Source organism: Virgibacillus tibetensis (genome assembly GCF_036026595.1).
Taxonomy (GTDB): domain Bacteria; phylum Bacillota; class Bacilli; order Bacillales; family Amphibacillaceae; genus Virgibacillus_P; species Virgibacillus_P tibetensis.
Genome location: NZ_JARZFX010000009.1, coordinates 96,595 through 123,401 on the forward strand (window position 1 = coordinate 96,595; position 26,807 = coordinate 123,401).

The 26,807-nt window shown below is 37.2% G+C and carries 26 protein-coding genes and 1 riboswitch; of the genes, 8 read left to right on the forward strand and 18 right to left on the reverse strand.

The window, feature by feature from the left end; all coding sequences use genetic code 11:
• Positions 1-356: 356 nt before the first annotated feature.
• The 4 genes from QGM71_RS15795 to QGM71_RS15810 all read right to left on the reverse strand — a co-directional run bounded on the left by QGM71_RS15795 (position 357) and on the right by QGM71_RS15810 (position 2,050).
• Positions 357-671, reverse strand: a complete 315-nt coding sequence (locus tag QGM71_RS15795; protein WP_327608529.1) for a thioredoxin family protein — start codon at positions 669-671, stop codon at positions 357-359.
• A gap of 70 nt (positions 672-741) precedes the next feature.
• Positions 742-1,104: a toprim domain-containing protein gene (locus QGM71_RS15800; RefSeq protein ID WP_407703041.1), complete on the reverse strand. Its 363-nt coding sequence runs from the start codon at positions 1,102-1,104 to the stop codon at positions 742-744.
• Positions 1,105-1,233: 129 nt separating this feature from the next.
• The gene (gene gcvH / locus QGM71_RS15805) at positions 1,234-1,617 is read right to left on the reverse strand and encodes a glycine cleavage system protein GcvH (protein ID WP_327608531.1); all 384 of its coding nucleotides are present in this window, start codon (positions 1,615-1,617) and stop codon (positions 1,234-1,236) included.
• Between the two features lie 76 nt (positions 1,618-1,693).
• Positions 1,694-2,050 (reverse strand): arsenate reductase family protein, encoded by a 357-nt coding sequence (locus tag QGM71_RS15810; protein ID WP_327608532.1) that lies wholly within the window; start codon positions 2,048-2,050, stop codon positions 1,694-1,696.
• 158 nt (positions 2,051-2,208) lie between these two features.
• On the opposite strand from QGM71_RS15810, the gene QGM71_RS15815 reads away from it, so the two are divergent.
• Positions 2,209-2,802: a Uma2 family endonuclease gene (locus tag QGM71_RS15815; protein WP_327608533.1), complete on the forward strand. Its 594-nt coding sequence runs from the start codon at positions 2,209-2,211 to the stop codon at positions 2,800-2,802.
• Between the two features lie 58 nt (positions 2,803-2,860).
• Here the strand turns inward: QGM71_RS15815 and QGM71_RS15820 are convergent, their stop codons facing one another.
• From QGM71_RS15820 to QGM71_RS15835, 4 genes are all read right to left on the reverse strand, one after another.
• On the reverse strand, positions 2,861-4,645 hold the full coding sequence (locus QGM71_RS15820; RefSeq protein ID WP_327608534.1) for an acyl-CoA dehydrogenase family protein: 1,785 nt from the start codon (positions 4,643-4,645) through the stop codon (positions 2,861-2,863).
• Positions 4,646-4,715: 70 nt separating this feature from the next.
• Positions 4,716-5,891, reverse strand: a complete 1,176-nt coding sequence (locus QGM71_RS15825) for an acetyl-CoA C-acetyltransferase (protein ID WP_327608535.1) — start codon at positions 5,889-5,891, stop codon at positions 4,716-4,718.
• A 19-nt stretch (positions 5,892-5,910) separates the two neighbouring features.
• A complete protein-coding gene (locus tag QGM71_RS15830; protein ID WP_327608536.1) occupies positions 5,911-8,310 on the reverse strand; it encodes a 3-hydroxyacyl-CoA dehydrogenase/enoyl-CoA hydratase family protein in 2,400 nt (799 codons plus the stop codon).
• 178 nt (positions 8,311-8,488) lie between these two features.
• Positions 8,489-9,406: a proline dehydrogenase gene (locus tag QGM71_RS15835; RefSeq protein ID WP_327608537.1), complete on the reverse strand. Its 918-nt coding sequence runs from the start codon at positions 9,404-9,406 to the stop codon at positions 8,489-8,491.
• Positions 9,407-9,625: 219 nt separating this feature from the next.
• Between QGM71_RS15835 and QGM71_RS15840 the strand changes: the two genes are divergently transcribed.
• The 7 genes from QGM71_RS15840 (at position 9,626) to QGM71_RS15870 (ending at position 14,753) form a co-directional block, all read left to right on the forward strand.
• A complete protein-coding gene (locus QGM71_RS15840) occupies positions 9,626-10,615 on the forward strand; it encodes a metal ABC transporter solute-binding protein, Zn/Mn family (protein WP_327608538.1) in 990 nt (329 codons plus the stop codon).
• A 45-nt stretch (positions 10,616-10,660) separates the two neighbouring features.
• A complete protein-coding gene (locus QGM71_RS15845) occupies positions 10,661-11,416 on the forward strand; it encodes a metal ABC transporter ATP-binding protein (RefSeq protein ID WP_327608539.1) in 756 nt (251 codons plus the stop codon).
• Between the two features lie 16 nt (positions 11,417-11,432).
• Positions 11,433-12,287, forward strand: coding sequence for a metal ABC transporter permease (locus tag QGM71_RS15850; protein WP_327608540.1), 855 nt, complete (start codon positions 11,433-11,435; stop codon positions 12,285-12,287).
• Positions 12,284-12,697, forward strand: a complete 414-nt coding sequence (locus tag QGM71_RS15855; RefSeq protein ID WP_327608541.1) for a Fur family transcriptional regulator — start codon at positions 12,284-12,286, stop codon at positions 12,695-12,697. The genes QGM71_RS15850 and QGM71_RS15855 overlap by 4 nt, the downstream gene beginning before the upstream one ends.
• On the forward strand, positions 12,694-13,092 hold the full coding sequence (gene crcB, locus QGM71_RS15860; RefSeq protein ID WP_327608542.1) for a fluoride efflux transporter CrcB: 399 nt from the start codon (positions 12,694-12,696) through the stop codon (positions 13,090-13,092). Before QGM71_RS15855 ends, crcB begins: the two co-directional genes overlap by 4 nt.
• Entirely contained in the window at positions 13,089-13,433 is a 345-nt protein-coding gene (locus tag QGM71_RS15865; RefSeq protein ID WP_327608543.1) for a fluoride efflux transporter FluC, read from the forward strand. Before crcB ends, QGM71_RS15865 begins: the two co-directional genes overlap by 4 nt.
• Before the next feature lie 84 nt (positions 13,434-13,517).
• Positions 13,518-14,753, forward strand: a complete 1,236-nt coding sequence (locus QGM71_RS15870) for an SH3 domain-containing protein (RefSeq protein WP_327608544.1) — start codon at positions 13,518-13,520, stop codon at positions 14,751-14,753.
• A 42-nt stretch (positions 14,754-14,795) separates the two neighbouring features.
• On the opposite strand, the gene QGM71_RS15875 is transcribed toward QGM71_RS15870, so the two are convergent.
• The 10 genes from QGM71_RS15875 to ltaE form a co-directional block, all read right to left on the reverse strand.
• Positions 14,796-15,599: a VLRF1 family aeRF1-type release factor gene (locus tag QGM71_RS15875; RefSeq protein ID WP_327608545.1), complete on the reverse strand. Its 804-nt coding sequence runs from the start codon at positions 15,597-15,599 to the stop codon at positions 14,796-14,798.
• An 87-nt stretch (positions 15,600-15,686) separates the two neighbouring features.
• Entirely contained in the window at positions 15,687-16,001 is a 315-nt protein-coding gene (locus tag QGM71_RS15880; protein WP_327608546.1) for a DMT family transporter, read from the reverse strand.
• Entirely contained in the window at positions 16,001-16,342 is a 342-nt protein-coding gene (locus QGM71_RS15885) for a DMT family transporter (RefSeq protein ID WP_327608547.1), read from the reverse strand. The genes QGM71_RS15880 and QGM71_RS15885 overlap by 1 nt, the downstream gene beginning before the upstream one ends.
• A 61-nt stretch (positions 16,343-16,403) precedes the next feature.
• A riboswitch (guanidine-I (ykkC/yxkD leader) is annotated at positions 16,404-16,496 on the reverse strand.
• Positions 16,497-16,534: 38 nt separating this feature from the next.
• Entirely contained in the window at positions 16,535-17,737 is a 1,203-nt protein-coding gene (locus tag QGM71_RS15890) for a hypothetical protein (protein ID WP_327608548.1), read from the reverse strand.
• Positions 17,727-18,944 (reverse strand): DUF58 domain-containing protein, encoded by a 1,218-nt coding sequence (locus tag QGM71_RS15895; protein ID WP_327608549.1) that lies wholly within the window; start codon positions 18,942-18,944, stop codon positions 17,727-17,729. Before QGM71_RS15895 ends, QGM71_RS15890 begins: the two co-directional genes overlap by 11 nt.
• Complete coding sequence (locus tag QGM71_RS15900) at positions 18,941-19,885, reverse strand: AAA family ATPase (RefSeq protein WP_327608550.1); 945 nt, start codon at positions 19,883-19,885, stop codon at positions 18,941-18,943. Before QGM71_RS15900 ends, QGM71_RS15895 begins: the two co-directional genes overlap by 4 nt.
• A 371-nt stretch (positions 19,886-20,256) precedes the next feature.
• The gene (locus QGM71_RS15905) at positions 20,257-21,765 is read right to left on the reverse strand and encodes a BCCT family transporter (RefSeq protein WP_327608551.1); all 1,509 of its coding nucleotides are present in this window, start codon (positions 21,763-21,765) and stop codon (positions 20,257-20,259) included.
• Positions 21,766-22,059: 294 nt separating this feature from the next.
• On the reverse strand, positions 22,060-23,331 hold the full coding sequence (locus QGM71_RS15910; protein ID WP_327608552.1) for a C40 family peptidase: 1,272 nt from the start codon (positions 23,329-23,331) through the stop codon (positions 22,060-22,062).
• Between the two features lie 284 nt (positions 23,332-23,615).
• Positions 23,616-24,893 (reverse strand): isocitrate lyase, encoded by a 1,278-nt coding sequence (aceA, locus tag QGM71_RS15915; RefSeq protein WP_327608553.1) that lies wholly within the window; start codon positions 24,891-24,893, stop codon positions 23,616-23,618.
• An 891-nt stretch (positions 24,894-25,784) separates the two neighbouring features.
• Positions 25,785-26,807 carry a low-specificity L-threonine aldolase gene (gene ltaE, locus QGM71_RS15920; protein ID WP_327608554.1) on the reverse strand — a complete coding sequence of 341 codons (1,023 nt, stop codon included), beginning with the start codon at positions 26,805-26,807 and terminating at the stop codon, positions 25,785-25,787.

Below are 26,807 nucleotides of genomic sequence, written 5' to 3' on the forward strand. Positions count from 1 at the left end.
TACTTCGCTTTCCATGGGCACGGCCTCAGCCTCCTCAGAAGCAAAGAACGCGTATCCGGGGTCTTCAGACACGTGCTGTTCCCATAGGATAAGGAATGCTTCAGTGAAATTTCCTCGCACGAAGAAAATCACTTTATATTTTCGAGGAGTCTGCGTATTCTGCCTACGCTGATAAAGATTTCTTGATTAACAATTAGTTATAGTCCATAAAATCAACGTTTCATGTGTGTCTTTTCACCCTAAAAAGAAAGTTATACTAGCTACGGAAAAATGCAAAACTCCTCGAAAAATACATCCACTTTTTTCAGCAACACTTTTCACTTAATAACAACAATCTTTTTAGAAGGAGCCTTATTCTAAACCTTTACGAATAATTCCGGCTTATATTTCATCAAATAGCTATATATATTTGCAATAGATTGAAACGCATATACTTTTTCCTTTATTTCATTATCCTTTTTAATCAGTAGGCATGGAACACTCTCCACTTGATTGGCCTGCATAAACTCGGGGTATAGTGAAGCATTCATTTCATAAAAAACACCCTGTTTATGAACGGATTCAATTTTTTCGAGCATTGTCCTAGCCAAACCGCATGTACCGCAAAAAGGAGTATAAATATATAATAAATAATTCTCTTGGTTTAATTGTTCATCTTTAATTTGTTGCAATAATACCACCCTAAACTAGTAGAAAAACTCGGCTTCTTACCATTGAGGCAAAAAGCAAGGCTTTAAATTATTAAATCTCTTTGAGTAAAAATATCGGGTTAACTTCAATGCGTCTGCTTATCAAGGCTGCAGCCAAAATATGTTCAGGGGTCGTTGCAACCTCACGATACTCACTGCTAACATAAATATGATCAGCATGTGGAAGCTCTCGGGCAAGTTGCTTACGAAGTTTAATCCCTGATTGATCTTCATCTACAAAGATAAAAACTTCCTTATCGTCTAAATCATATGTTTCCAAAAGCTCATCAAAACGTTCTACTCCAAGAGTGCCATTTGTACACACTATTGTTACATCATCCGTAATAACCCTTTTGATTTGCCTCTTATCGGTTAAACCCTCTACAATAATAACTTTTTCTGGTTCATGTGTCATCATCATATAACACCCCTAAGGAAAGAAGAAGTTTAATTAATGCTTTAGTATATGATCTAAACAAGGCTGACTATACAACCTTTTCTAAAGTTGTACGCCAGCCCTCATAGTAATTACTCTTATTATTAATTAATCTTCGTTAATAACTTCTTCGTATTGTGCTGCTGACAATAGCTCATCAATTTCTGACTCATCTGAAGGTTCTACAACAACCATCCACGCATTTTCATAAGGTGATTCGTTTACAAACTCTGGATTGTCCTCCAGCTCTTCGTTTACTTCAACAATCTTCCCACTGATCGGAGCATATAATTCAGAAACAGTTTTAACCGATTCTACACTTCCAAATGGTTCATCTGCTTCCATTTCATCTCCTACCTCTGGTAGTTCAACGAATACGATGTCGCCTAGTTCAGATTGTGCAAAATCTGTAATACCGATACGTACTTTATCGCCTTCTTTTTTAACCCATTCATGTTCCTCTGAATATAAAAGATCTTTTGGTAAGCTCATTGTTATCCCTCCATTAACTAATTCCAATATAACTATACAATTAATACACTTTTTTTTCTAGTGTTACACCTTAGTTTTACAACCAATTTTCTTGAAATGTATCTTCTTTGAAACCAACTGTCACTTTTTGCCCATCTGTTGCGATTGGACGCTTTATAAGCATTCCATCAGTAGCTAAAATCTCTGCCATTTCGTTTGTATCTGCATCTTTAATTTTGTCTTTTATATTTAATTCACGGTATTTCTTTCCACTCGTATTGAAGAACTTTTTAGCAGGCAAACCGCTTTTCGCGATTAAATCTTGAAGTTCTTCCTTAGATGGTGGATTTTCCACAATATGTATGCTCGTAAAATCTACATCATTTTCTTCTAACCATTTCTTTGCTTGTTTGCATGTACCACAATTTGGGTACCAATAAAAAGTTAGCGCCATTTTTTAACCTCCATTCCCAATTTTTCAGGTCACTACAATTATAACAAATTATAAGAAGCTTGTACGTGTAACTGTGAAATCCACCTAATAATTAGTGCCGAGTATTCCTGTATGATGGTATACTAAACTAAATAATGATTACCTATGGAGGGGTAAATATGAGCAGTAAAAAAGATCATTGCTTTAAGCATGGCATCAGTAAAGAAAGCAATCTCACCTACGATGATTATGCATCAATAGATGATGGTAATCACTACGAATTAGCTGGTGGCCAATTAGAGTTAATGAGTCCATCTCCGTCACTTAAACATCAGTTGGTCAGTTTTGAGATACACAAGAATATTACACGAAGTTGTGAATCAGACTATATTATTTTATATGCACCAGTTGACGTTATCCTATCGTCTACAGAAGTCCGACAACCTGACATCGTACTTGTTCACCGAGACCGTATCAATATTTTAAGTAAACGAGGTGTTGAAGGTACACCAGATCTTGTTATAGAAATACTTTCACCTTCAACCTTAAAAAGGGATAAAATCGATAAACTGAAATCATATGGACATTATCAGATTCCTGAATATTGGATTGTAGAACCTCAAAGCGGAATTCTTGAACAGTATATTTTACATGAAAATCGCTATGAACTTTTCGACATTTTTCAAGAAAATGGACCCGTTACCTCCCCAAACATTCCTTGCGTTTCTTTTACAATGAAAAAAATTATGGATAAGATTCCAGATATCAAATAATAAGTATTACAGAAAAAACCCCTGTCATCTTCTGTGAAAAACAGGGGTTTTATTTCTATTATACCAAATACTTTTCTTCTTCAATAATTCCAACTGCAATCTCGCGTTTCTTTGCAATCACGTTTGTTGGTGTATGTCGAGTCAACTTGCGTAAAGAGGAGAGCATCATACGTAATGTGTCGCCTTCTTCTACAGCAATTAATGTTTCTTTTGCATCTGCTTCAATACGATTGAAAGCTTCTTGTACATATACTTGCGTGTAAAGAACTTTTTGTTTATTTTTATCTTCGCCAGTTTTGTTCATAGCTTTTTCCGTACGAAGAATTGCAGATTCCATGTTATAGACTTCTGCTGTCATATCAGCAAGGTTCACTAGAATCTCTTGTTCTTTTTCAAGTTTTTGCATATATTTTTGGGCAGCTAATCCCGCACCAAGTAAAACCATCTTCTTTGCATTTTTCAATAGATATTTCTCTTGTGCCAATGTTTCATCGCCAACTTCTTCTGGCATCATCATCATTAACTCTTCTTGTAATCCCTGTGCTTTTTGAAGTAGAGGTAATTCACCTTTCATTGCTTTTTTCAATAGTGTTCCTGGCACCAGTAAGCGGTTTATTTCGTTCGTCCCTTCAAAAATACGGTTAATACGTGAATCACGGTAAATACGTTCTACTTCATACTCTTGCATGAAACCATATCCACCATGGAGTTGTACTGCCTCATCAGCTGTATAATCCAGTAGTTCTGTACACATGTACTTATTCATCGAGCACTCAATTTGATATTCTGCAATTGCACGTGCTACTTCACGTCCATCTTTTAGCTGTTCATCCGTTAATGCACCCATTCGTTGCTCAAATAATCCTACCGTACGATATACAGCACTTTCGTTAGCGTACGTATGTGCTGCCATTGTAGCTAGCTTTTCCTGCGTTAATGTAAAGCTGGATATAGGTGTATCAAACTGTTTACGCTGGTTCACATATTTAGTTGCCAGTTCCAGTGCACGTTTAGCTCCACCAACACCACCAATTGCAAGCTTATAACGACCTACGTTCAAGATATTAAATGCAATTACGTGACCGCGACCTTTCTCACCTAATAAGTTTTCTACAGGCACTTCAGCATCTTCTAATACCAGTGTACGAGTGGATGAACTCTTAATACCCATTTTCTTTTCCTCGGGACCTGTAGACACACCTGGGAATTCACGTTCAACAATAAATGCTGAGAAATGCTCGCCATCAATTTTAGCGTATACAACGAAAACATCTGCAAATGCTGAGTTTGTAATCCATTGTTTTTCACCATTTAAAATATAATGTGTACCTGCTTCATTTAATTTTGCAGTCGCCTTAGCTCCTAAGGCATCGGAACCTGAACTGGGCTCTGTTAATGCATATGCAGCTAATAGCTCCCCAGTTGCAAGTTTCGGTAAATATTTTTCTTTTTGTTTATCATTACCAAAGAATACAATTGGAAGTGAACCGATTCCAACATGTGCCCCGTGTGTTACAGAGAAACCACCTGCGCGTGCAAATTTTTCTGTAATTAAGGATGAACTGATTTTATCTAATGCAAGACCGCCATATTCTTCAGGAACATCAGCACCTAACAGTCCTAACTCTCCAGCTTTTTTCAATAGATCAACGGAATGTTCGAATTCATGATTCTCTAAGTTATCCACCTTTGGCAGAACTTCTCCTATAACAAATTCTTCTGTCGTTTTTGCAATCATTTTATGCTCATCAGTAAAATCTTCTGGTGTAATAACATCGTCACCAGTTAAATCTTCTATTAAAAATGCCCCGCCTTTAAAAATCTTATCCTTTGTTTCGCTCATGTTCATCTTTCCCTTCCAAAATGGATTAGTTAATCTACTAATGTAATGAGCTTATTAGTAGATTTATAGATTATAGTAGTTCAAAAACGCCTGCAGCTCCCATGCCGCCTCCAATACACATTGTCACAACACCGTATTGTACGTTTCTGCGTTTCATTTCATGCATAAGACTTAGTGTTAATTTGGTACCAGTCATTCCAAGTGGATGACCAAGTGCGATTGCACCACCATTTACATTAACTATAGTTGGATCTAAATCCAGTGCCTGAATTACGCGTACGGATTGGGATGCAAATGCTTCATTTAACTCAAATAATCCAATATCGGATAATTCAAGCCCTGCGATTTTAAGAGCTTTAGGTATCGCTTCCACAGGACCTACACCCATAATTTCAGGTTCTACACCTGCAACAGCAAATGAGCGGAATTTTACAAGAGGTGTTAAACCTGCTGCCTCAGCCCTCTCACGATCCATGAGAAGGACAGATGCAGCTCCATCACTCATCTGGGAAGAGTTACCTGCTGTTACTGATCCTTGTACATGAAATGCTGGGCGAAGTTTCCCTAGAACGTCTGTTGTTGTACCAGGTCTCACACCTTCATCCATTTCAAACATAAATTTCTTTTCTTCAACTTTATTGTTTTTGCCAATTATTCGTTGTGTAACTTCAACAGGAACAATTTCGTCCTTAAACTTGCCTTCGTGTATTGCTTTAGCAGCACGTTCGTGACTTCGTACTGCAAATGCGTCCTGATCAGCACGTGAGATATTAAAGCGATTGGCTACTTCCTCTGCTGTATGACCCATTCCCATGTAGTAACCTGGTGCATCTTGAACAAGTCTAGTATTTGGCTTGATAACATGGCCACCCATTGGGATTAAACTCATAGACTCCGCACCACCTGCTATAATCGAATCACTAGCCCCAACCATGATTCTTTCTGCTGCATAGGCGATACTTTGCAAGCCTGAAGAGCAGTAGCGATTAATTGTAATACCTGGCACATCATTTTTAAGGCCTGCAAGTCCAGCAATATTACGCGCCATATTCATGCCTTGCTCCGCTTCTGGCATTGCACACCCGATAATAACATCGTCAATATTACCATCATAATTCCCTGCACGCTTTAATGTCTCTTGTATTGTTATTGCTGCTAAATCATCTGGTCTACTGCCAGCTAGCGATCCTTTATTTGCTCTTCCTACAGGGGTTCTTGCACCTGCAACAATTACTGCTTCCTTCACATTTCTTCCCCCTCTTTGATTAATTACGTAACGGTTTTCCTTTTACTAGCATGTGTTGCATTCTTGCCTGAGTTAGTGGTTCGCCGATTAAACTCAAGAATGCTTCACGTTCTAAATCAAGCATTACTTGCTCATCAATTAACGTTCCTTCTTTAATACGTCCACCTGATAAAACATAAGCCAGCTTTTCAGCAATTTTCACATCATGATCAGATGCAAATCCACCAAATTTCAATGTTTTAGCACCTAGAAGCATAGCAGCATAACCGGCGTCTCCTACAACTGGAATTAATTCACGCTTAGGTGCTTGATACCCAGCTTTAGCTAGTGCTAATACTTTTTCCTTTGCATCATGTAGAAGATGATCTGGATTTGCACTTATTGTGTCGTTCTTATCTAAAAAGCCATTTTCTCTTGCTTCTGCAGCTGACGTTGATACTTTTGCCATTGCTACTTTTTCAAATACATCATTCGCTACTTTTGTTAAATCGAAATTAACACCGTTTGGCAGATTACGAAGCTCTTTCAAGTAAAGTTCTTTCGTTCCACCACCGCCCGGGATTAGGCCGACACCAAATTCAACAAGTCCCATGTAAGTTTCTGGGGACGCTTGGATTGCAGCTGCAGGTAATGAAACTTCAGCTCCCCCACCTAACGTCATATTAAATGGTGCTACAACAACCGGCTTATTAGAATACTTAATATTCATTGCCATGTTTTGGAACTGGCGAATGACCATATCGAGTTCAAAGAAGTTGTCGTCCTGAGCTTCCATTAGCATCATTGCAAGATTGGCACCAACACAGAAGTTCTTACCTTGGTTTCCAATTACAAGCCCTTTATAATTCTTATCAACTTCTTCAATCGCAAAATTAACCATCTGCATGATGTCAAGTCCGATTGCATTACTTTGTGAATGGAACTCAAGCCCCGCTACACCATCTCCCAAGTCTATTAAACTTGCGCCGGTGTTTTTCTTAATGACCCCATTAACCTCTTTTAAGTGCTTTAGGTTTATTTCTTTCTTATTGAAATTCTGTTGTTTATATTGACCCTGGTCATAGTAATAAACATTGCCATTTTCTTTTTTATAGAACGAGTCATTCCCATCTTCAATTAACTTAAGCACCCATTCTGGTACAACTTCACCTTCTGCTTGCATGCGTTCAACTGATTTCTTCACACCTATTGCATCCCAAGTTTCAAATGGCCCTGTTTCCCAACCAAATCCCCATTTCATCGCCTGGTCAATGGATACAACATCATCAGCAATTTCGCCAAGTAAATCAGCAGAGTAGATTAGTACTGGCTTCAAGATCGACCAAACGAGATCGCCTGCTTTATCTCCTTTAGCTGATACAAGCGCTTTCAATTTACGGCGAGAGCCTTTTTCCTGTTTCGCCATTTCAGTTGCAGCAGTTTTCAGTTTTTTACGATCCTCGTATTCTAGTGTTTCAGGATTTAATTCATAGATTGTACTACCATTTTCCCCTTTTTTCTTCAGGAAAAATCCTTGGCCACTCTTTGAACCTAACCAACCATTTGCCTGCATTTTTTTCATGAAATCTGGCACATCAAATACTTCTTTTTCTTTCCCATCAACGTGATCATATACATTCTTTGCCACATGGATAAATGTATCTAAACCAACTACATCAAGCGTGCGGAAGGTAGCGCTCTTTGGCCTACCTATCATGGGACCGGTAACAGAATCTACTTCACCAATACTGTACCCGCCTTTTAACATTTCTCTAACGGTAACAAGTAATCCGTAAGTTCCAATACGATTAGCAATAAAGTTTGGTGTATCTTTTGCCTCAACTACACCTTTCCCTAAAATATCTTCACCGAAGGTTTTCATAAATTCTAGTACTTCTGGGTCGGTAGTCTTCGTTGGAATTACTTCAAGCAATTTTAAATAGCGTGGCGGGTTGAAAAAGTGAGTTCCAAGAAAATGCCTTTGGAAATCCTCCGAACAATCGGCTGCCATATCCTCTACCGAAATACCTGATGTGTTGGAACTTACAATTGCTCCTTCTTTACGGTATTTATCAACGTTGGCAAATACTTTCTTCTTAACATCCAAGTTTTCTACGACTACTTCAATGATCCAGTCAACGTCTTTTAGTTTTTCCATGTCATCTTCCATATTACCTACCTCGATTAAATCGAGACTTTTCGTGGTTGTAATTGGTGTTGGCTTCTGTTTTAATAAAGCCTTTTTACTTTGTTCCGCCATACGATTTCGTACAGCTGGGTCCTCCAGGGTTAAACCCTTCTTGTGCTCATCTTTCGTTAGTTCACGTGGTACAATATCGAGCATGATCGTTGGTATACCTAGATTACCCAAGTGGGCAGCGATCCCAGACCCCATTACACCTGAGCCTAAAACAGCTGCGCGCTTGATTGAATGCATCATGTTTTGTCCCCCAATCTTCATTTGAATGAATACTCATTCATTTTTAAGGTAAAAATAAAAGATAGTTACCTATCCGTCTACATACTACTATAAATTAATTTCTGACATTTCGCAATATATATGAGAAACTTTTATAAAATAAGCGATCAAACCAGCAAGATCGATCGCTTATTATCCCTTATTTTTTAAAGATACCCTTCAGCACAAATAATACATTTGCTGGACGTTCAGCTAACCGGCGCATATTATAGCCGTACCAATCTTTTCCGTAGGGAACATAAACACGCATTTTATAGCCTTCTTCAACAAGCCTCTTTTGTAATTCCAGTCTGATTCCAAATAGCATTTGAAACTCAAATTGCTCACGAGGTATATCATGCTCTTTCTCCAATTGTTTCGTATATTCGATAACTGCATCGTCATGTGTAGCGATCGCTGTATAATTACCATTCAATAAATTCATCTTGATAATCTTCTTATAATTTTCATCAACGTCTTTCTTTTCAGGGAAAGCTACTTCTGGTGATTCTTTATACGCACCTTTTACAAGTCTTAAGTACGGATTGTATTCATTAAGATCCTGCAAGTCCTCTTCTACTCGATATAAATATGCTTGCAGAACTGTTCCCAGATTATCGTATTCTTTTTTTAACTCTTTAAATATATTCAACGTCTTTTGGTAACGTTCAAAATCTTCCATATCTATCGTTACTGTAACATTGTGCTTCCTGCCGGCATCAAGGATTCTGCGCATATTTTTCATAACGAGATCATACGAAATATCCAAGCCCATTGAAGTCATCTTTAAAGATAACTCAGAATCGAGTCCCTTTTCTGCAATAACTTCTATTGCATGTATACACTCATCTGCAGATTCTATTGCCTCTTTTTCATTGTCGTTAAATTCACCTAAGTGATCTACCGTAACAACAAATCCATCCCTATTAATCTCTTTAATCTTCTCTGCTGCATGATCAATATCGATGCCAGCAACAAAACGAGCAGCACCAAAACGAAGCCCGTATTTTTTCGCTAATTTTGTAAGCGTTTTATTTTTCGATAAAAACAAAAAGAAGTTACGCATAAGCTGTTCCACGCTAATTACCCCCAAATAAAAAAATGTTTTCTATAAATATATGTTTTGCAACATCTCTATTTTATCATCTTTTCTGTAAAAGGAATATCATTTTTTGTAGAAATATATTTTGTACACCTACTAATGAAAGGATTGATCAACAGGCGTAATCATTCCTATTTACAAAACGTAACGATTACGGTATTATAAATAGAGATATTTGTCGGGAGGAATCAGAAGGTGAATTTTTTAAAAGTACTTATACTTGGTTCGGTAATTGCAGTTATTTCAACAGGGTGTTCATCAGCAGACCAGACTTCAACGAATAACTCCGAAGCGTTAACAATATATACATCAATCTACCCCATACAATATGCGGTAGAGCAAATCGGTGGAGACAGTGTTTCAGTAAATACGGTATACCCGCCTGGGGTAGATGCACATACGTATGAACCTACTTCTAAGGACATTACGTCAATTGCTAAAAGCGATGCATTTATTTATTTAGGTGCTGGAATGGAAGGTTTTGCAGAGAGTGCTGCCAATGCCCTTTCCTCTCAAGATGTACAGTTGCTTGAAATAGGAGAAAACGATGAGTTATTTCATGCTGAGGAAGTCTCTGATCACAAAAACGGGCACGATGACGACTCCGATAACCATGAAGATGAGCATGAAGATGAGCAAACTGACGATGAACACAACCACGGCGATCATGATCCGCATATTTGGCTGGACCCATTGCGTATGATAGAACTAGCAGAGATGATTAAAGAAGAACTTATTTCATTAAACCCAGAAGAAGAAGCTCAATACAATGAAAACTTTACTTCATTAAAGTCAGATTTAGTTATATTAGATGAAAGTTTTGCTGAAATAATAAACATGAAGAACAATAAACATATCCTTGTATCACATGCAGCATACGGTTATTGGGAAGAACGTTACGGGATTGAGCAACTTGCGATTAATGGTTTATCATCTAGCAGTGAACCATCACAAAAACAGTTAACTGAAATTATTGATCAAGCAAGAGAACATAACTTAGACTATATTATTTTTGAACAAAACAGTTCAAATCGTGTGTCCGAGATTATTCAAGATCAAATTGGTGCTGAAACATTAACAATTCATAACCTATCCGTTCTAACAAAAGAGGATTTAGAAGAAGAAAAGGATTATATGTCTTTAATGAACGATAATCTGGAAGTGCTTGACAAGGCAATGAAATAATTGCTTATGCAGTTCCATTGATTGATCTTTAAAAGGAGCGTAATTATGACAGAACCGGTTGTTACCATGAAAAATATTAGTTTTTCCTATGAACAAAAATGCGTATTGGATCATATAAACTTTGAAATACCGCGTGGATCCTTTATGGGATTGGTTGGTCCTAATGGCGGTGGAAAAACAACCTTGATAAAACTCATACTTGGTTTATTAAAACCAGATGAAGGTTCCATTGAACTATTTGATAAGCCATTCGAGAAATATGATGAATGGGATAATGTTGGATTCGTCTCACAGAAAGCAAATTCATTTAATAAAGGCTTTCCAGCAACTGTATTTGAAGTAGTCTCCATGGGCTTAACTGCCAAGATAGGTTATTTAAAATTTCTTAACAAAAAACATAAAGCGAAAATACTGCATGCACTTAAACAAGTTGACATGCTCGATTATACCTATCAGAATATCGGAAACTTATCTGGTGGCCAGCAACAGCGGGTATTTATAGCACGCTCCTTAGTGAGTGATCCAGAGTTACTAATTTTGGACGAGCCCACTGTTGGAGTGGATTATGAAAATGTAAAACGGTTTTATGAATTACTGCATCAGTTAAACAATGAACGTAATATTACACTATTATTAGTGTCACATGATACTGGTACGATGACTGAGCATGCAACGGATATAGTCTGTTTAAACAAAACCCTCCATTTTCACGGTAAACCCGAAGAATACACATCACTTACAGAAAAAGACTTATCGGAATTTTATGGTCATCCTGTAAACATAGTTACACACGATCATTAATGTTGGAGGCAATCATATGCTAGCAGATTTTTTTGAATACGATTTTTTGCGTAATACCTTTTTAACTGGACTATTAATTGGAATTATCGCCCCATTACTTGGGACATTTATTGTAGTAAGAAGACTTTCCTTAATAGCTGATGCGCTGTCCCATGTAACGTTAGCTGGAATTGCCTTCGGATTAATGCTTGAAAAAAAGTACGCTGTAACATTTATTTCGCCCATCTATAGTGGGATGGCCTTTTCCGTTCTCGGATCAGTTTTCATAGAGAAACTTCGTGGTGTATACAAAGCTTATCAAGAGCTCGCTATACCGATTATCCTTTCAGGTGGTGTAGGATTAAGTGTTATCTTCATATCATTTGCGGATGGTTTTAATACAGAGCTGTTTAACTACTTATTCGGTTCCGTTTCTGCAGTTAGCCAAAACGATCTTTATACAATAGCAGGAATATCCATTTTTATCATCCTGGTTATTGGCTTATTTTATAAGGAATTATTTACTCTTTCATTTGATGAAGAACATGCTGCGATATCTGGCATTCATTCAAAACGAATTCATTTACTCTTTATAGTATTAACTGCTTTAGTTATTGCTGCGTCTATACGAATCGTTGGTGTCCTGCTAGTATCAGCATTAATGACTCTGCCTGTCGCTGCTAGTATGCGGTTGGCTAAGGGGTTTAAACAAATGATGTTTTTATCTATTGTGTTTGGTGAGGCAGCTGTTATTATAGGTTTAATATCCGGTTATTATCTAAGTATTCCACCTGGGGGTACGATAGTTATGGTCTCTATTATCATTTTACTATTGTCTATTAGTGTAAAACGGTTTAATTTATCTTCGAGAAAAGTGGGTGAAGCTGAATGAATATAGAGGATGCAATAAAGCTTTTAAAAGAAAAAGGTTATAAAGCTACTGGAAAACGAAAGGAAATACTGGTGTATTTTGAAGATGCAGATGGTTATCGCAGTGCAAAGGACTTAATTCAGCACTTAGAATTAAGCTATGAAGGAATAAGCTTTGATACAGTGTACCGGAATTTATATCTCTACAATGAAGTTGGTATTCTGGAAACTACTGAATTAAATGGCGAGAGACTTTTTCGTATGAATTGCTCACGGCACCACCACCATCATTTCATATGTAATGATTGTGGTAAAACAAAAGAAATTTCTGTCTGTCCTATGGATGAGGTTCATCATGCTCTGGCAAACTACGCAATTGAGGGTCATAAATTCGAAATTTATGGTCGTTGCCCTGGATGTCAATTAGCATGAAATTGAATAAAGAGTTAAAAATATATATAGCAATTGGTATCGGTGGGATGCTAGGCGCAGTAGGACGATATAGCATTTCCACTTTATGGGCTGGTGGTTATGGTTTTCCATATGCTACTTTAACGGCTAATTTAATCGGCTGTTTTCTACTCAGCTTTTTATTAAACCATAATGCAATTAAGAAAAAGCTTTCACCTATAATCTTTGCATCGCTTAGCATTGGTATAATTGGTGCTTTTACTACCTTCTCCACTTTTGCGGTTGAAACTGTGGAGCTATGGAGTACAAGCGCCTTTATAGCAATTAGTTACATACTTATTAGTATAGCCGGTGGTTTAACCTGTTGCTACGGTGGTTACAAATTTGCTTTAAATAAAAAGAAGGTCATCCAATGAATATTCTGCTTGTAGCAATTGGTGGCTTTCTAGGAAGTTTCGTTAGATATTACGTGGCTGTTAATACGGATAGGCGCCTTATTGGAACATGGATAGCCAATGTTACTGGATCTGGATTATTTGCCTTTACTTTTCATTTTCACCAAACAGGAATCACTCCAGAATGGCTGTGGATCTTAATGGGTATTGGATTTTGTGGTGCCTATACTACTTTTTCTACCTTTGGAAATGAAACGCTCCAATTGATTTTAGAAAAGAGATATGTTACAGCATTACACTATGTTATAAGCTCTACCTTCGTGTCATTATTAATTGTCGTTAGTATTTTGTATATTCTATAATAACTAATCCATTATTCTCCAAAAATTTCTTCTTTTCATGTATACTACCTTTATACATAGGGACAAAGTAGGAGGAGGATAAGTTTGCTTTTTAAAAAAAGAGGAATCATTTATGGAATTCTTGCGCTTACGCTGACTGCATTTATTTTATTTATAATTATTATGCAGGATAGATTCACCAATCACACAGAAACTGTACAAAAGGATTCTTATATCGAACAGGATAAACTAGATGATAAAGAAGAAAAAACTGATGTAGAAGAGGACAAAATAGATCGACCTGATGAATTACATGTTGATAAGAAAGAAGCCGATAAGGAGCCTGAGAATAAATCAGAAGAATTAAGAAAGAACAAAGAAAATATAAAAGAACAAGAAAATGAGGTAACTTTTACAAATAAATACGTGAACGTTTCTTCATTAAACGTTAGGACGGATCCTAATGCGCAAAGTAGTGTTATTGACGTATTAACAATTAATCAGACCATAGAAGCCGAAAACACAAATACCGATAATGGTTGGGTTAAAATTCGGGTCAATGACATTGCAGGTTATGTTAATAGTAAATACCTTTCGGATGATAAAACAATTATAGAAACGAGTAATACTAGTTCTTCAGAGACGAAAAAGAAAACCATGGAAACAGAAAATAAAGAGAAGGAATCAACCAATAAGACTTCTACTACTGAGGATAAAGACAATAACCCCCAACCAATAGTGAAAAATGATGCTGATAAACTTCATTCCGTCGACGGGAATAACCAACTTATACTAGTTACGAGCAATGGGTATGGGACAAGCAGAGCAACTATCCAAACATTTGAAAGAGATGGCTCAGGTAAATGGCAGCAAGTTTTAAATGTACCTGGATTTATCGGTAAAAACGGCTTTGCTGATTCTAAAGTAGAAGGTGACGGGAAGAGCCCAACTGGAAAATACAGTATTGGTACAGCCTTTGGACGAGCTGGAAATCCTGGTACGAAATTACCTTATAAAGCAATTACTGCTGACGACGTCTGGGTAGATGATTCAAACTCTGTTTTGTATAATTCATGGCAATCGAAGGAGAAAACAAATGATCAATGGAATAGTGCAGAGAACATGGATATTGAACTTTATACGCACGGGTTTGTAATTAATTATAATACTGAGCGAGTTGCAGGAAAGGGAAGTGCTATATTTTTCCATATAGCCAATGGCCATACACTTGGCTGTACTGGGGTCTCCCAGTCAAATATGATCTCTATACTTAATTGGATAGACCCAGCCAAAAACCCTGTTATTATTCAAACACCTGATAGCGGATTAGGTCACTATTAATTTTAAAAGAGCTTGAGAACCTCTCTCAAGCTCTTTTCATTATTATCCAAACACTTCCTGGAGCACTTTTGTTTCTTCATGATCCAGCATATTCTTCTGAATTACCTCATCAACTGGTTTGTTCATTTGTTTTTTTAACTCATTGGAAGAATCGGCTTCGCCTACAATATAGATTTTTTCCCAGTTATTCTCTTTCGCGCGCCTATCTAGCTTAGGTGCTATTTTTTTATACCAACGCTGTTGATTAGCTTCATAACGCGCTTCAAAATTATCTTTCTGTAAGTTGGTGGAACCTGGGCCCATTGCTGTATTCCCTTTACGTGGTCCTAATTTTTGTCGCCAATCATCGGTATTTAAATCCAATTCATAGGAATCAGTTCCCTGAATTTCATTTAAATAAGATTCAATAATCTTAACTTCACTTTGTTGGACTAGGATGATTCCTGATTTAGGAAAAAGCTCTTGGAGTTTTTTTAATTGACCTAATTCAGGGGTTTCCTGCCAGAAAAATTCAGTCTTTAAACGCATCTGTATTCTATCAGCAAACCAAACCTCCTCATCTGCAGTAGCAAATACGACTACACCCTTTAGAAACTCAAGTTCATTTGCGTGCACAAATTTTTCAACTTTTTTCTTTACCAACTGGAAATTTTTTAATTCTTCCTTGTTATCATCTTCCTCTAAATATTGCTCGAAATTCCTCATGCCATTTTTAAAGTTAATCTTCCACTTTCCACCTTGCTGGTCAGGATCAGATGGATCTGTATTTAAGTACATAGTAAAAACTTTGTTTGGGCCGTCTTTTCTAATTTTCGCCATTTCCTTCAGTTCTTTATTTAAATCCATATAACAGGGACACTCCTTTAACTAAAATTAAGCATTTGCTTACTAGTATTTATCCTATCTACCACACCTGTAAACATAATAACTTACTTAAGATATCAATTTTAATCCTACCGCGGCAGATAGTACCATACTAATAAATAATAACCTGCGCCAATCTCTTGATTCCTGATAAAAAATCATCCCGACAAGTGCACTTCCAACTGTCCCCATTCCTGTCCAGACTGCATAGGCAGTACCCATTGGAATACTCTCCATTGCAATAGAAAGAAAAATAAAACTGAAAATAAAGCCACCAAATAAATAAAGAAAGGAAGATACGTTTTTTTGCATGTTAATTTTATTTATACCCATAACCCCTATAACTTCACCTGCTCCAGCTAGCACTAGAAATACCCAGGCCATTATTGGCGCCCCCCTTCTTGATCGATACCCGGCGTAATTGTTTTAAGACCTATAACGCCACATAGTAGTAGTAAAATTAGTAAAGCTTTGGCTAGTTGGAATGGTTCTCCAAATACTAAAATTTCCAAAATAACTGTCCCTGTCGTTCCCATTCCCGTAAACACAGCATATGTCGTTCCAACAGGCAATCTTCTTGAAGCGATAATAAGTAAGTGCATACTTATATAAATTGCTATAGCAGTTAATAGCCATGTTCCTAAATTAAAAGAATGCTTTAAACCAATAACCCAACCAATCTCAAACAATCCAGCTATAAAAACAAAATTCCAATCCTTTTTCATTACAAACACCTCAATCAGCAAATTAAAAATGCCCGAGAAGATATCATCTAAATAGTAGATATCCTCCCGGGCTTTTGTCCCTCCGTGTACACGTACGTGCGTTTTCTCTCGGACCAGACCAAAATAGTTTTGCGGAACCCTAGAAAACCTTTATGCAATTATTGAAAAGTATAACGTCAATTTAAACAATGGTCAACTGCTATCCTTCTCTTCCAGCCTGCCCTTCATTTCATCCAGTTGCTCTTTAAAAGCATTTCTATCTCGCTCACTAATTTCACGGATTTCCCCATATCTCACTTTTTGATAGACAGCAATGTCAGTATTCATACCAATTCGGGAAAACCAATCTTCTATAGTTTCATAGTGCTTTCTGCCCTTTTTATTCTTTATGGCTTTACGTTCAAATTCTAAAACCATCTTCCGAATGGGATGATCTGGCTTTTTAAAGAAGTGTTTCATACTGTCTAGCGAGAAAAGTTTTTTCTTCGATTTATCATCTAACGCACTATAGGAGATTGTTTCATCAGTCTCTGTGGGATCCAGCTTCTTATTAAAACGTCTTTTCCACAGTAGTATGACAAGTATTACACCAAATACGATAAGAGTGATTAATAGAATAGTTAACACATATGGAGCAATCATTTCTATAATGGATTTTTCATCTAACTCTTTCCAGTATCCATCACCTGCAAAGCCTTCCCCTTCACGTGTTTGTTCCGGCCATCCTCTCTGTTGCACATCTAGAAAACTAAGTACGTTTGCTACACCACCGAGTGCACTGCCAAATAAATTTAAAAGTCCTTGCCAAGTAGCCAGTACTGCAAGGCGGGTTACGTCAAATAACAGATAGAATAATCCAGCACCAACAGCCAACACGCCAATAAAATAAACAGGTAACTTATTATTAAATTGTTTCCGGTCCATCTTATGTACGACAGCTAAATGACTGGTTATATAGCCGATAATTAAAATGATGAATTGCAGGAAGGGATACAGCATAATTCGAGTATCATTAACGAGTAGACTAATGATCGCTGTTAAGATTACTGTAATTAGAATATAGGTGTTTTCCCTGCTGATTATTTCTTCTTTACGAATATCAATGTACCTCCAAACAAATAAAACCGGAAATAAAACAGCCAACATGATCGGGTAATTCAGCAGATAGAAAAGAGCAAATAGAAAGGGAATTGTTAATAGATACCAAAAGTAATTCGTCGATTGTCTAGTTATTGCCGTATAAACAATACATATTCCAGTAATCATTGCTAAATAGCTCCCATAAGGAACCCATTCATAACTATGATGCATGATTGGCAATACGATTAAGAAGATAATAATTGCCTCACTTAAAAAGTGATAGGCGTATGTAAATGTAGGATGGTTATTTTGCATTAGTCATCGTATCCCTTATAAGAGGATTTAATATTGCCCCATCCTCTATACTCGTTATTTGAAATACAGCATATTGAGCCTGTTTCCATGTATCCATCAGTTGAATTGCATCAGGTGGCACTTCTCCAATGAGAATAATTGTTTTTGGCTTGAAGAATTGTTTTCCTATTCGGTGAAGCATTTGGTTAAAGGGAAGGATAACCGATTGTTTATGAATCCTTGCCAGCATTTCCAACGACTGACCGTAATGATTTTTCCCTTCTCCCTCGTCCAAATGAATAAATGGTTCTGGACCAGGCTTTCGTGCATTAATAAAGATTTCATATGGCACACGGGCTTCGGTTGCATACTTACTCAAGTAGGCTGTATAAGAGAGGAGATTTTCAAGGTTCTGATTAAATGATGCCATATTTATTTTATCCTCTGTTCCAAGATTCACTATAAAAACAAATGACCGATCTACCACCTTCTCATATACATTTGTTTGCAGCTTTTGAGATTTAACCGATGCTTTCCAATTAATTCGGTGGAACGGATCGCTAAAACTATAATCTCTTGTGCCTAGAGGACTTTGGATATCCTCAAACGGGGAAAAGTTTGACCGGCTTGATCCGGGAATCATCTGAAATACGGCTTCAACACCCTTTACTGGAAGCAGTTTAGGGAAAACAACGAATTCCGTATAATAGAAATGCTTGTACTTTAACGTAATAGAATCAAAATTAAATAAATGCGGAAATACAAATGTTATATTATTCACCTTTGAAACCCCACGCTGCTCTGCAACTACAGGGATTTCTATTACTGTTTTTCTTTTTCGGAATATCGATAATGGAATTTTAATTTGACTCCAATAATTGTCTGTTTCTTTCACATGTGCATATGCCTTTATCGCTGGTCCTGTCTGTAATTTAAACTCACCATTGATCAACGGGAACACAGATTGATTCTCTAATTCAAACGTAAGGTCCGAATCTTCACCGGGAAATAGTTTAATTGTTTTCCTTGGATTTTTTAATATTAACTTTTCACCTAAACTCTTGTCATATACTTTAAAAATAATTAAGTAGGCCGTAAAAACACCAACTCCTATAAACGCAATAGAATTTTGAAAAATAATTCCGATTAAAAAGAATACTACCAAAGCAGCTACGATATTATCGAAACTTTTCATTTGATCTGAACCAAATTCTTTAAGCCACATCATTCCCTGACTGCTCCCTCTTCTACTGGAACTGGTACGCCTTTAATTATTTCATTCACTACTTGACCAGGGGTTTTCTTAATAGATCCTTCCATTGATAAAATAAGTCGGTGTTCAAATATGTACGGTACCAAAACTTTCACATCGTCCGGCGTAACATAATCTCTATCTAGTAGAAAAGCACGTGCTTGAGCCGCACGCATTAATGCAAGCATCCCCCTAGGACTGATACCAAGATCTACATCATTATGCTCTCTTGATGAATGAATAAGCCCTAATAAGTAATCTGAAACAACTTCAGATAGTGTAACATGCTTAATCTCGCTTTGGAGAGTTCGAATAGATTCAAGTGATAGTGATGCACTGATCCCTTCAAAAGGGTCGTTTGTACGGTAAGTGTGTAATATATTTCTTTCTTCTTCGATAGATGGATAACCAAGGTCAAGTTTAAATAGAAAACGATCTAATTGTGCCTCTGGTAATGGAAATGTCCCATAATTACTTTCTACAGGGTTTTGGGTAGCAATCACGATAAATGGAGCATCTACTCTAATCGTTTCCCCATCTATAGTTGATTGATACTCCTCCATAACCTCAAGCAGACTGGATTGGGTTTTAGGTGTTGCCCTGTTTATCTCATCCGCAAGTAGCACATTTGAAACCACGGGACCCACCCGGAGTTCAAATTCCTGGGTCTTTGGATTAAAAAAACGAATACCTGTAACGTCACTCGGCAAAACATCTGGTGTGAATTGGACTCTACTAAATTTACCATCCATTACTTTTGCAAAAGTTTTAGCCAATTTTGTTTTACCGGTCCCAGGAACACTTTCAAGCAGAACATGTCCTTGTGCAAGTAAAGCCACAAACATTAAATCCACCACTTCTTCTTTGCCATAAATAACATTGTTTAATGCTTGTTTCGCTTTATTGATATTTTCCATCCGTATTTCCCCCAAAAACTAATTTTTAGATAATTACCATTATTATTACATATTTTTCCCACTTTAACAATCTGATCCAAAAAGCAATACAGCAATCCTTTTTAGAATTGCTGTAAAAGAAAGCATGCTCAGCTCTAGCGTGTATGCCGACGCCTGAGCACAAGCCCGGTTTTAGTCGGCCTTCCTTATCCTGTGGCTTCATCGGCACTAGGACGTCTTGGGAATGCGCACTGCTCGTCCCACCGAAAACATCGTCCCTCGAAGCCGGACGTGGCTGTTTAATTGTAAGAATTAATTGCAGCCAAAATTTTATACTCCTATTTAGTAAGAAAGGCAGCCAAAGGAAATTCATCTTTTAGCTGCTGTTCTATTTATTTATGATCATCTTCCTTGATACCTGGCTCCTTTTTAATCATTCGGAGAAAAGCTGCAACTATCACCAGCAATATTACGGTGAATGGTAAAGCAGATATGAGTGATGCTGTTTGCAAGGCATCCAATCCACCTGCAAGCAATAATACAACTGCAATTGCTGTGATTAAAATACCCCAAACAAGCTTCACTACTAATGCTGGATTCAGGCTACCACGTGACGTCATACTTCCTAAAATATAAGTAGCTGAGTCAGCTGATGTCACTAGGAAGGTAAAGATTAGGAAAATGGATAATAGAGACATGATTGTTGTTAATGGCAAGCTGCCATATGTTTCAAATAACGCAACAGCTACATCTGCATTTACAGCTTCTGCTATTTGGGATCCACTATACAAATCATTATAAATTGCTGTCCCACCAAGTGCTGCAATCCATAAACACGCAATGACCGGCGGTACAACCAATACGCCAAATACAAATTCGCGTATTGTTCTACCTCTTGACACGCGAGCCACAAACGCTCCTACAAAAGGGGACCATGCAGTAGCCCAAGCCCAGTAGAAGATTGTCCAATCACGCACCCAGACATCACCTGTATAAGGGGTTAAGCGTAAACTGTATTGAACAAAATTTGTCAAGTAATCTCCTAATCCTAATACAAACGTGTTCAGAATAAAAACGGTAGGGCCGGCAATAAATACAAACACAAGAAGTAAAAGAGCAAGGCCTAAGTTCAGATTACTTAACCATTTAATCCCTTTATTCAAACCAGTACTTGACGACAGTAAGTATGTTATTAGCATTACACCAGCGATTATAATTTGAACCCAAATTGAATTTGGTACATCAAAAACTGATTTCAGCCCTCCATTCATTTGTAAAATGCCAAGGCCTAATGAGGTAGCAACACCCATCACGGTAGCAATAACTGCTAGTGAATCAATTGTTCCTCCCAGTATTTTATTCTTCCCGACAATAGGTTCAATCGCAGTAGATATTAAACCTTTCTTTTCTTTTTTAAACTGTAAGTAAGCGATAACTAAACCGACTACAGCAAAAACCGACCATTGACTAACTCCCCAGTGAAAAAAAGCATAGCCCATTGCAATTCGCGCGGCTTCTTCGGTTTGCGCTTCTACTAAGGGAAATGGTGTTTCAAAGAAGTGGCTCATCGGTTCTGCCACTCCCCAGAATACAAGTCCAGCACCAAATCCAGCAGAAAAGAGCATGCCGATCCAAGTGAAAAATGGGTATTCAGGTTGGGAATCAGCAGGCCCAAGGCGAATCTTTCCATATTTACTAAAAGACAAGCCAACTAAAAATATCACAAAAATAAAAACAGCTAACAAGTAAAACCAACCAAATGACGTTGTAGTAAAATTGAATAGAGTTTCAGCAACCGCCCCGAATTTCACTGGCATAATTGCTCCAATTATAACTAATAGTAAGACTACAATAGATGATACATAAAACACGGGATTTTTTAGAGCATTTTTATTTTTCATAACGTATCCTTTCACAAGTGTATTTTCAACCTATGTACTGCGGTTTGAAACTTTGAAACTATTTTATAGTCGTTTCAATACGATGGCTTATTCCCTTATTATAAAATTTTTAAACTTCCTACTAGCTTATAAAAGTCAGTTAAACATATAGTATTTCACCCCTGTTCTACTACATTAAACTTCATTTTCACACAAGTTTTCTTTTTAAAGAACTACAAACTCCTATACTTTTTTTCACTCAAAAAAAAGCCACCCGCTATGGGTGGCTTTTCAATTCGTATTTACTCTTGTTTATTACTTAACTCGTTTTACAAGTCCGGAAAAGTTTTTCGCCCAATAACCACTGGACATATCAACAATTGCTACCCCTGTTGAACTTTGTGATCCAATAAATTTCCCGCCACCAACATAAATTCCAGCATGTCCATTTCTGCCATTTGTGTTAAAAAACACAAGATCTCCTGGTTGCATATTGCTAGGTTTCACAGTAGTACCAGTGTTTACTAACGAAGCAGTAGATGCCGGAAGAGATATACCTTCCTGTGCGTAAGCCCATGCAATAAAACCAGAACAATCAAATTGTCCTTTAGCAATATCTGATGCTGTACGTCCACCGCCAAATTTATACACAGAATTACCTATATATTTATTACCCGCAGTAATTGCATTGCCATTACTGCCACTAGTCTTAGACACTACTGGTTTAGATTCTTTTTTACTGCTAAGTGTAGTTACATTTCCACCATTATCACCAGACGATTGGGATTGGGCGACACTTGTCTGTACTGCCACCGGGCTGGTTGCTGCTGCTATATTTTCTCTTACCTGAGATTCCAGTAACGCGAGATTACTATCTTCAAGTTGCAACTCGTTCTTCAATGTTATTAAATTCTCTTCCTTTTCTTTCAGTGTTTCTTTTCTTTCTTCATTCTTCTCTCTTTGTTCTTCTATTAGTACTTGCATTCCTGCAAATTCTGTCTTCATTTCATTTAAATCATTTAATTTCTCAATGACTTCAGCCTGTTTTTCCTCTACCTTTTTCTTGTCTTGCTCTTGAATTTTCATTAATTTCGTATCCGAATCCGCAATTTTATTTACCGCAGATACACGGTTAACAAAGTCACTAAAGTCTTTTGCTCCAAATACTACTTCCAAATAACTGATATTCCCGCCATTTCTTTGATAGGAAACAATTCGTTCTTTTAAAATGTTATAACGGGCTTCAATTACTTCTTCCAATTCAACAATTTCTTCTTCCATTACGTCTACTTCTTCTTCTGTATCAGCAATTTCCGATTCAGTTTCATCTATCTTTTTCTGATTTTCTATTAAAGCATCATTCACACGTTCTATTTCTTTATTTAATTCTTCTAAGTCTATTAATATATCAGCTATACTTGATTCTGCCTCTGATAGATTTGCCTTTATTTCAGAGCGGTCATCTCTTATTTCAGCTTGCCTGCTTTTAAGCGCGTCTACGGTTTCTGCCTGGGTTGTTGTACTGAATAATGGACTTCCTAAACTAACCACAGCTACTGCGGTTATTGCGACTATTATCTTCTTCAACTTTCTTTCCCCGCTTCCCATTTTCACACCTGCAAACCTTTTTATGTATGTAGAATTCTTCGATTTAATTTATAAATCGCAGGAACGTGATCAATATTTTATTCTATGTATTTATTTCTTTTAGGTAATTGGTAGTATATCACTATTAAATTTCATAGAGATTATGATAATATTACAATTGTATTTCAAATATGACATTAAACCTCTATTTTCATTAAATAAGTGTCTGTTCCCTGATAGAGAACAGACACTTATTTTGGTACTTTATCTATTAATTACATTTGTTAGCGCGTAAATTGTTCCTCTTCTGTTGATCCTGCCAATGCTGCGGTTGATGAGGTTCCACCGGAGACTACTTGTGCTACCTCATCAAAATAACCTGTGCCGACTTCTCGTTGATGGCGTGTTGCACTATAACCATGTTCTTCACTGTCGAACTCTGCCTGCTGCAATTCAGAATATGCCGCCATACCTTCATCCTTGTATCTCCTGGCTAGTTCAAACATACTATGATTCAGTGCATGGAAACCGGCCAATGTTACAAATTGAAACTTATAGCCCATCTCTGCTAGTTCATTCTGAAAACTGGCAATCTCTTTATCAGATAATTTCTTCTTCCAATTAAAGGATGGCGAGCAATTATAAGCTAGTAATTTATTTGGATACTTTTCATGAACAGCATCTGCAAATTGTTGAGCCTCCGCCAAGTTTGGCTCAGACGTTTCACACCAGACCATATCTGCATATGGTGCATACGCCAGCCCTCTGGCAATTGCCTGATTAATACCTGCTCTAGTTTTAAAGAAACCTTCGGGTGTACGTTCGCCAGTAATAAATTCACCATCAATAGGATCAACATCACTTGTAATCAAGTCAGCTGCATTAGCGTCTGTCCGCGCAATAATAAGTGTCGAAGTCCCCATTACGTCAGCTGCAAATCGGGCCGATATTAGGTTTCTAACAGCTGTTTGTGTCGGTAATAAAACCTTACCTCCAAGGTGACCACACTTTTTTTCCGAAGATAATTGATCTTCAAAATGTACAGCAGAAGCACCTGCTTCTATCATAGATTTCATTAGTTCAAACACGTTTAATTGTCCGCCAAACCCTGCTTCAGCATCCGCAACAATTGGTGCAAACCAATCAATATCATTTTTCCCCTCTGCGTGATGAATCTGGTCTGCACGCTGCAAAGCCTGATTAATTCTTTTTACCACATTTGGCACACTATTTACAGGATACAAACTTTGATCTGGATACATTTGGCCAGCCATATTTGCATCTGCTGCCACTTGCCAGCCACTTAAGTATATTGCCTTTAAACCTGCTTTTACTTGCTGGACAGCCTGGTTTCCGGTGAGCGCACCTAGCGCATTAACATAGTTTGGGCTATTCACAAGAGTCCATAGTTTATCGGCTCCTCTCTTTGCCAATGTATGTTCAATATCAATTGACCCACGTAACCGAACTACATCTTCAGCAGTGTACGGTCTTTCAACACCTTTCCATCTATCATTTATTTCCCAGTCATTATTAATTTTTTGCACACGATTATTTGTCATTATTCGTTTCCTCCTTTTTCTAATTGGCCACCTACTGGCTATGTCAAAAATTCTAAAAACTCATTCTGTGTAATTAAGTTTAATTTAAGAAATCCAATTCTTATCCATTGTTAACTCTCTGTTGTAATACTCTCCTGATTTCCGGTTCCGGTCATCAAACTGATGAAGGATATCTTTTAAAAAGACTAAAACGCTCGGTTAATATTTCCTCAAAACAAGTGTTGTTATTAATTTGTAACGCTTAATTACAATTAGTCATACATTCAACCCTCATTGTTTTAGTACAAGACAATGAAAACTAAGTTGTTATATAACAATGCAAGCAAAAAAATTAATCTTCTTTCTTAGATAGGCAGTAATCACATTCCATCGTATAACTTTTAGCATCAACTTTTGATCCACATTCTGGACATGACACATATTCTTTAGTCATTGTAATTCCCTCCTTTTATATAACAGTTTATTGAATATTTGTTTGTTATGGTACAGTTTATGCGATTTCAAATAAAAATGCAACCCCTTTTCTGAAATTATTTGAAAATTCTTCGTAAGTTGAGAAAATAGATAAGAGGTAAAAGCATGCCGGCCTGCTTGTAGCCATACTGACAGCTGTTGCATTGGTTGAAGTAACAAAGCAATAATTTAACCATTCTTCATTAATCTTGAGAATACAACAGTAGGTTTACTTGTTTCAACAGGCGTAAACATGTTTATACTTCCTCCTAATTATCACAAATAACCTTCAAACTATGTCTAAACGGCAAATTTTCCAACTGACTATAGTAAACGAGCTAGTTTCTAGTTATAAATCTGGTAAATAAATTACCAAAATCAAAAATAGAACTTGTATTTCAGCTAAATACAAAGTTCTATAATTACTACATATGCTATTTACTTAACCAGCCTATTAATTTTCCCTAGAACAACCTCTATTTGTTTGGTCGAAACATCAAAATGAGTGGTGAATCGAACGACCGTTGGGCCAAATGGAACAGCTAATACTCCTTCTGCCTTCAGCATTTCTATAAATTGATTCGCTGTGTAGCCAGCTTCGTTTGTATTAACAAGTACTATATTTGTATCTACATTATTTTCTACGGCTAACCCAGCCATTTCTTGTAGACCTGATGCCAATAGCTTTGCATTTTGGTGATCTTCTGCTAATCGATCTACCATTGTACGTAAAGCGATTAGTCCTGGCGCAGCAATAATTCCAGCTTGTCTCATTCCACCACCTAACCTTTTACGCCATTTGCGGCCCTTTTTGATAAAATTTGCTGATCCTGCAATAACTGACCCAACTGGGGCACCCAATCCTTTAGAAAGGCAAAATTGTACAGAATCGGTATATGCAGCATATTCCTTTACATCAATACCTGTAGCGATCGATGCATTAAATAACCTCGCTCCATCCAGGTGCACTGGAATACTCTCTTCACGAGAAAGCGCAAATATTTCCTGCATATTTTCTAAAGATACAGCCGTACCACCGGAACGATTATGGGTATTCTCAAGGCAAATGAGCCCTGTATCTGGTTGGTGAATATCATCTTCTCTTATGGAAGCCCTAACTGTTAGGGGATCCATTTCCCCACGAGTACCACTGATTGTTCGAGGCTGAACACCTGCAAATGCTGCTATCGCTGCTCCTTCATAAAAATATATATGTGACTCTGCTTCTAAAATTATTTCCTGTCCGGACACACAATGTGTCAATACAGCAATTTGGTTGCCTTGTGTCCCACTTGGTACAAACATTGCAGCTTCTTTGCCTAGTTTGTCTGCTGCCAGTGCTTCTAACTCAAGTATTGTAGGATCTTCGTTATAAACATCATCTCCAACAGCTGCATCGTATGCAGCTTGTCTCATCTCAGATGTTGGCTTTGTCACCGTATCACTTCGTAAATCTATCAT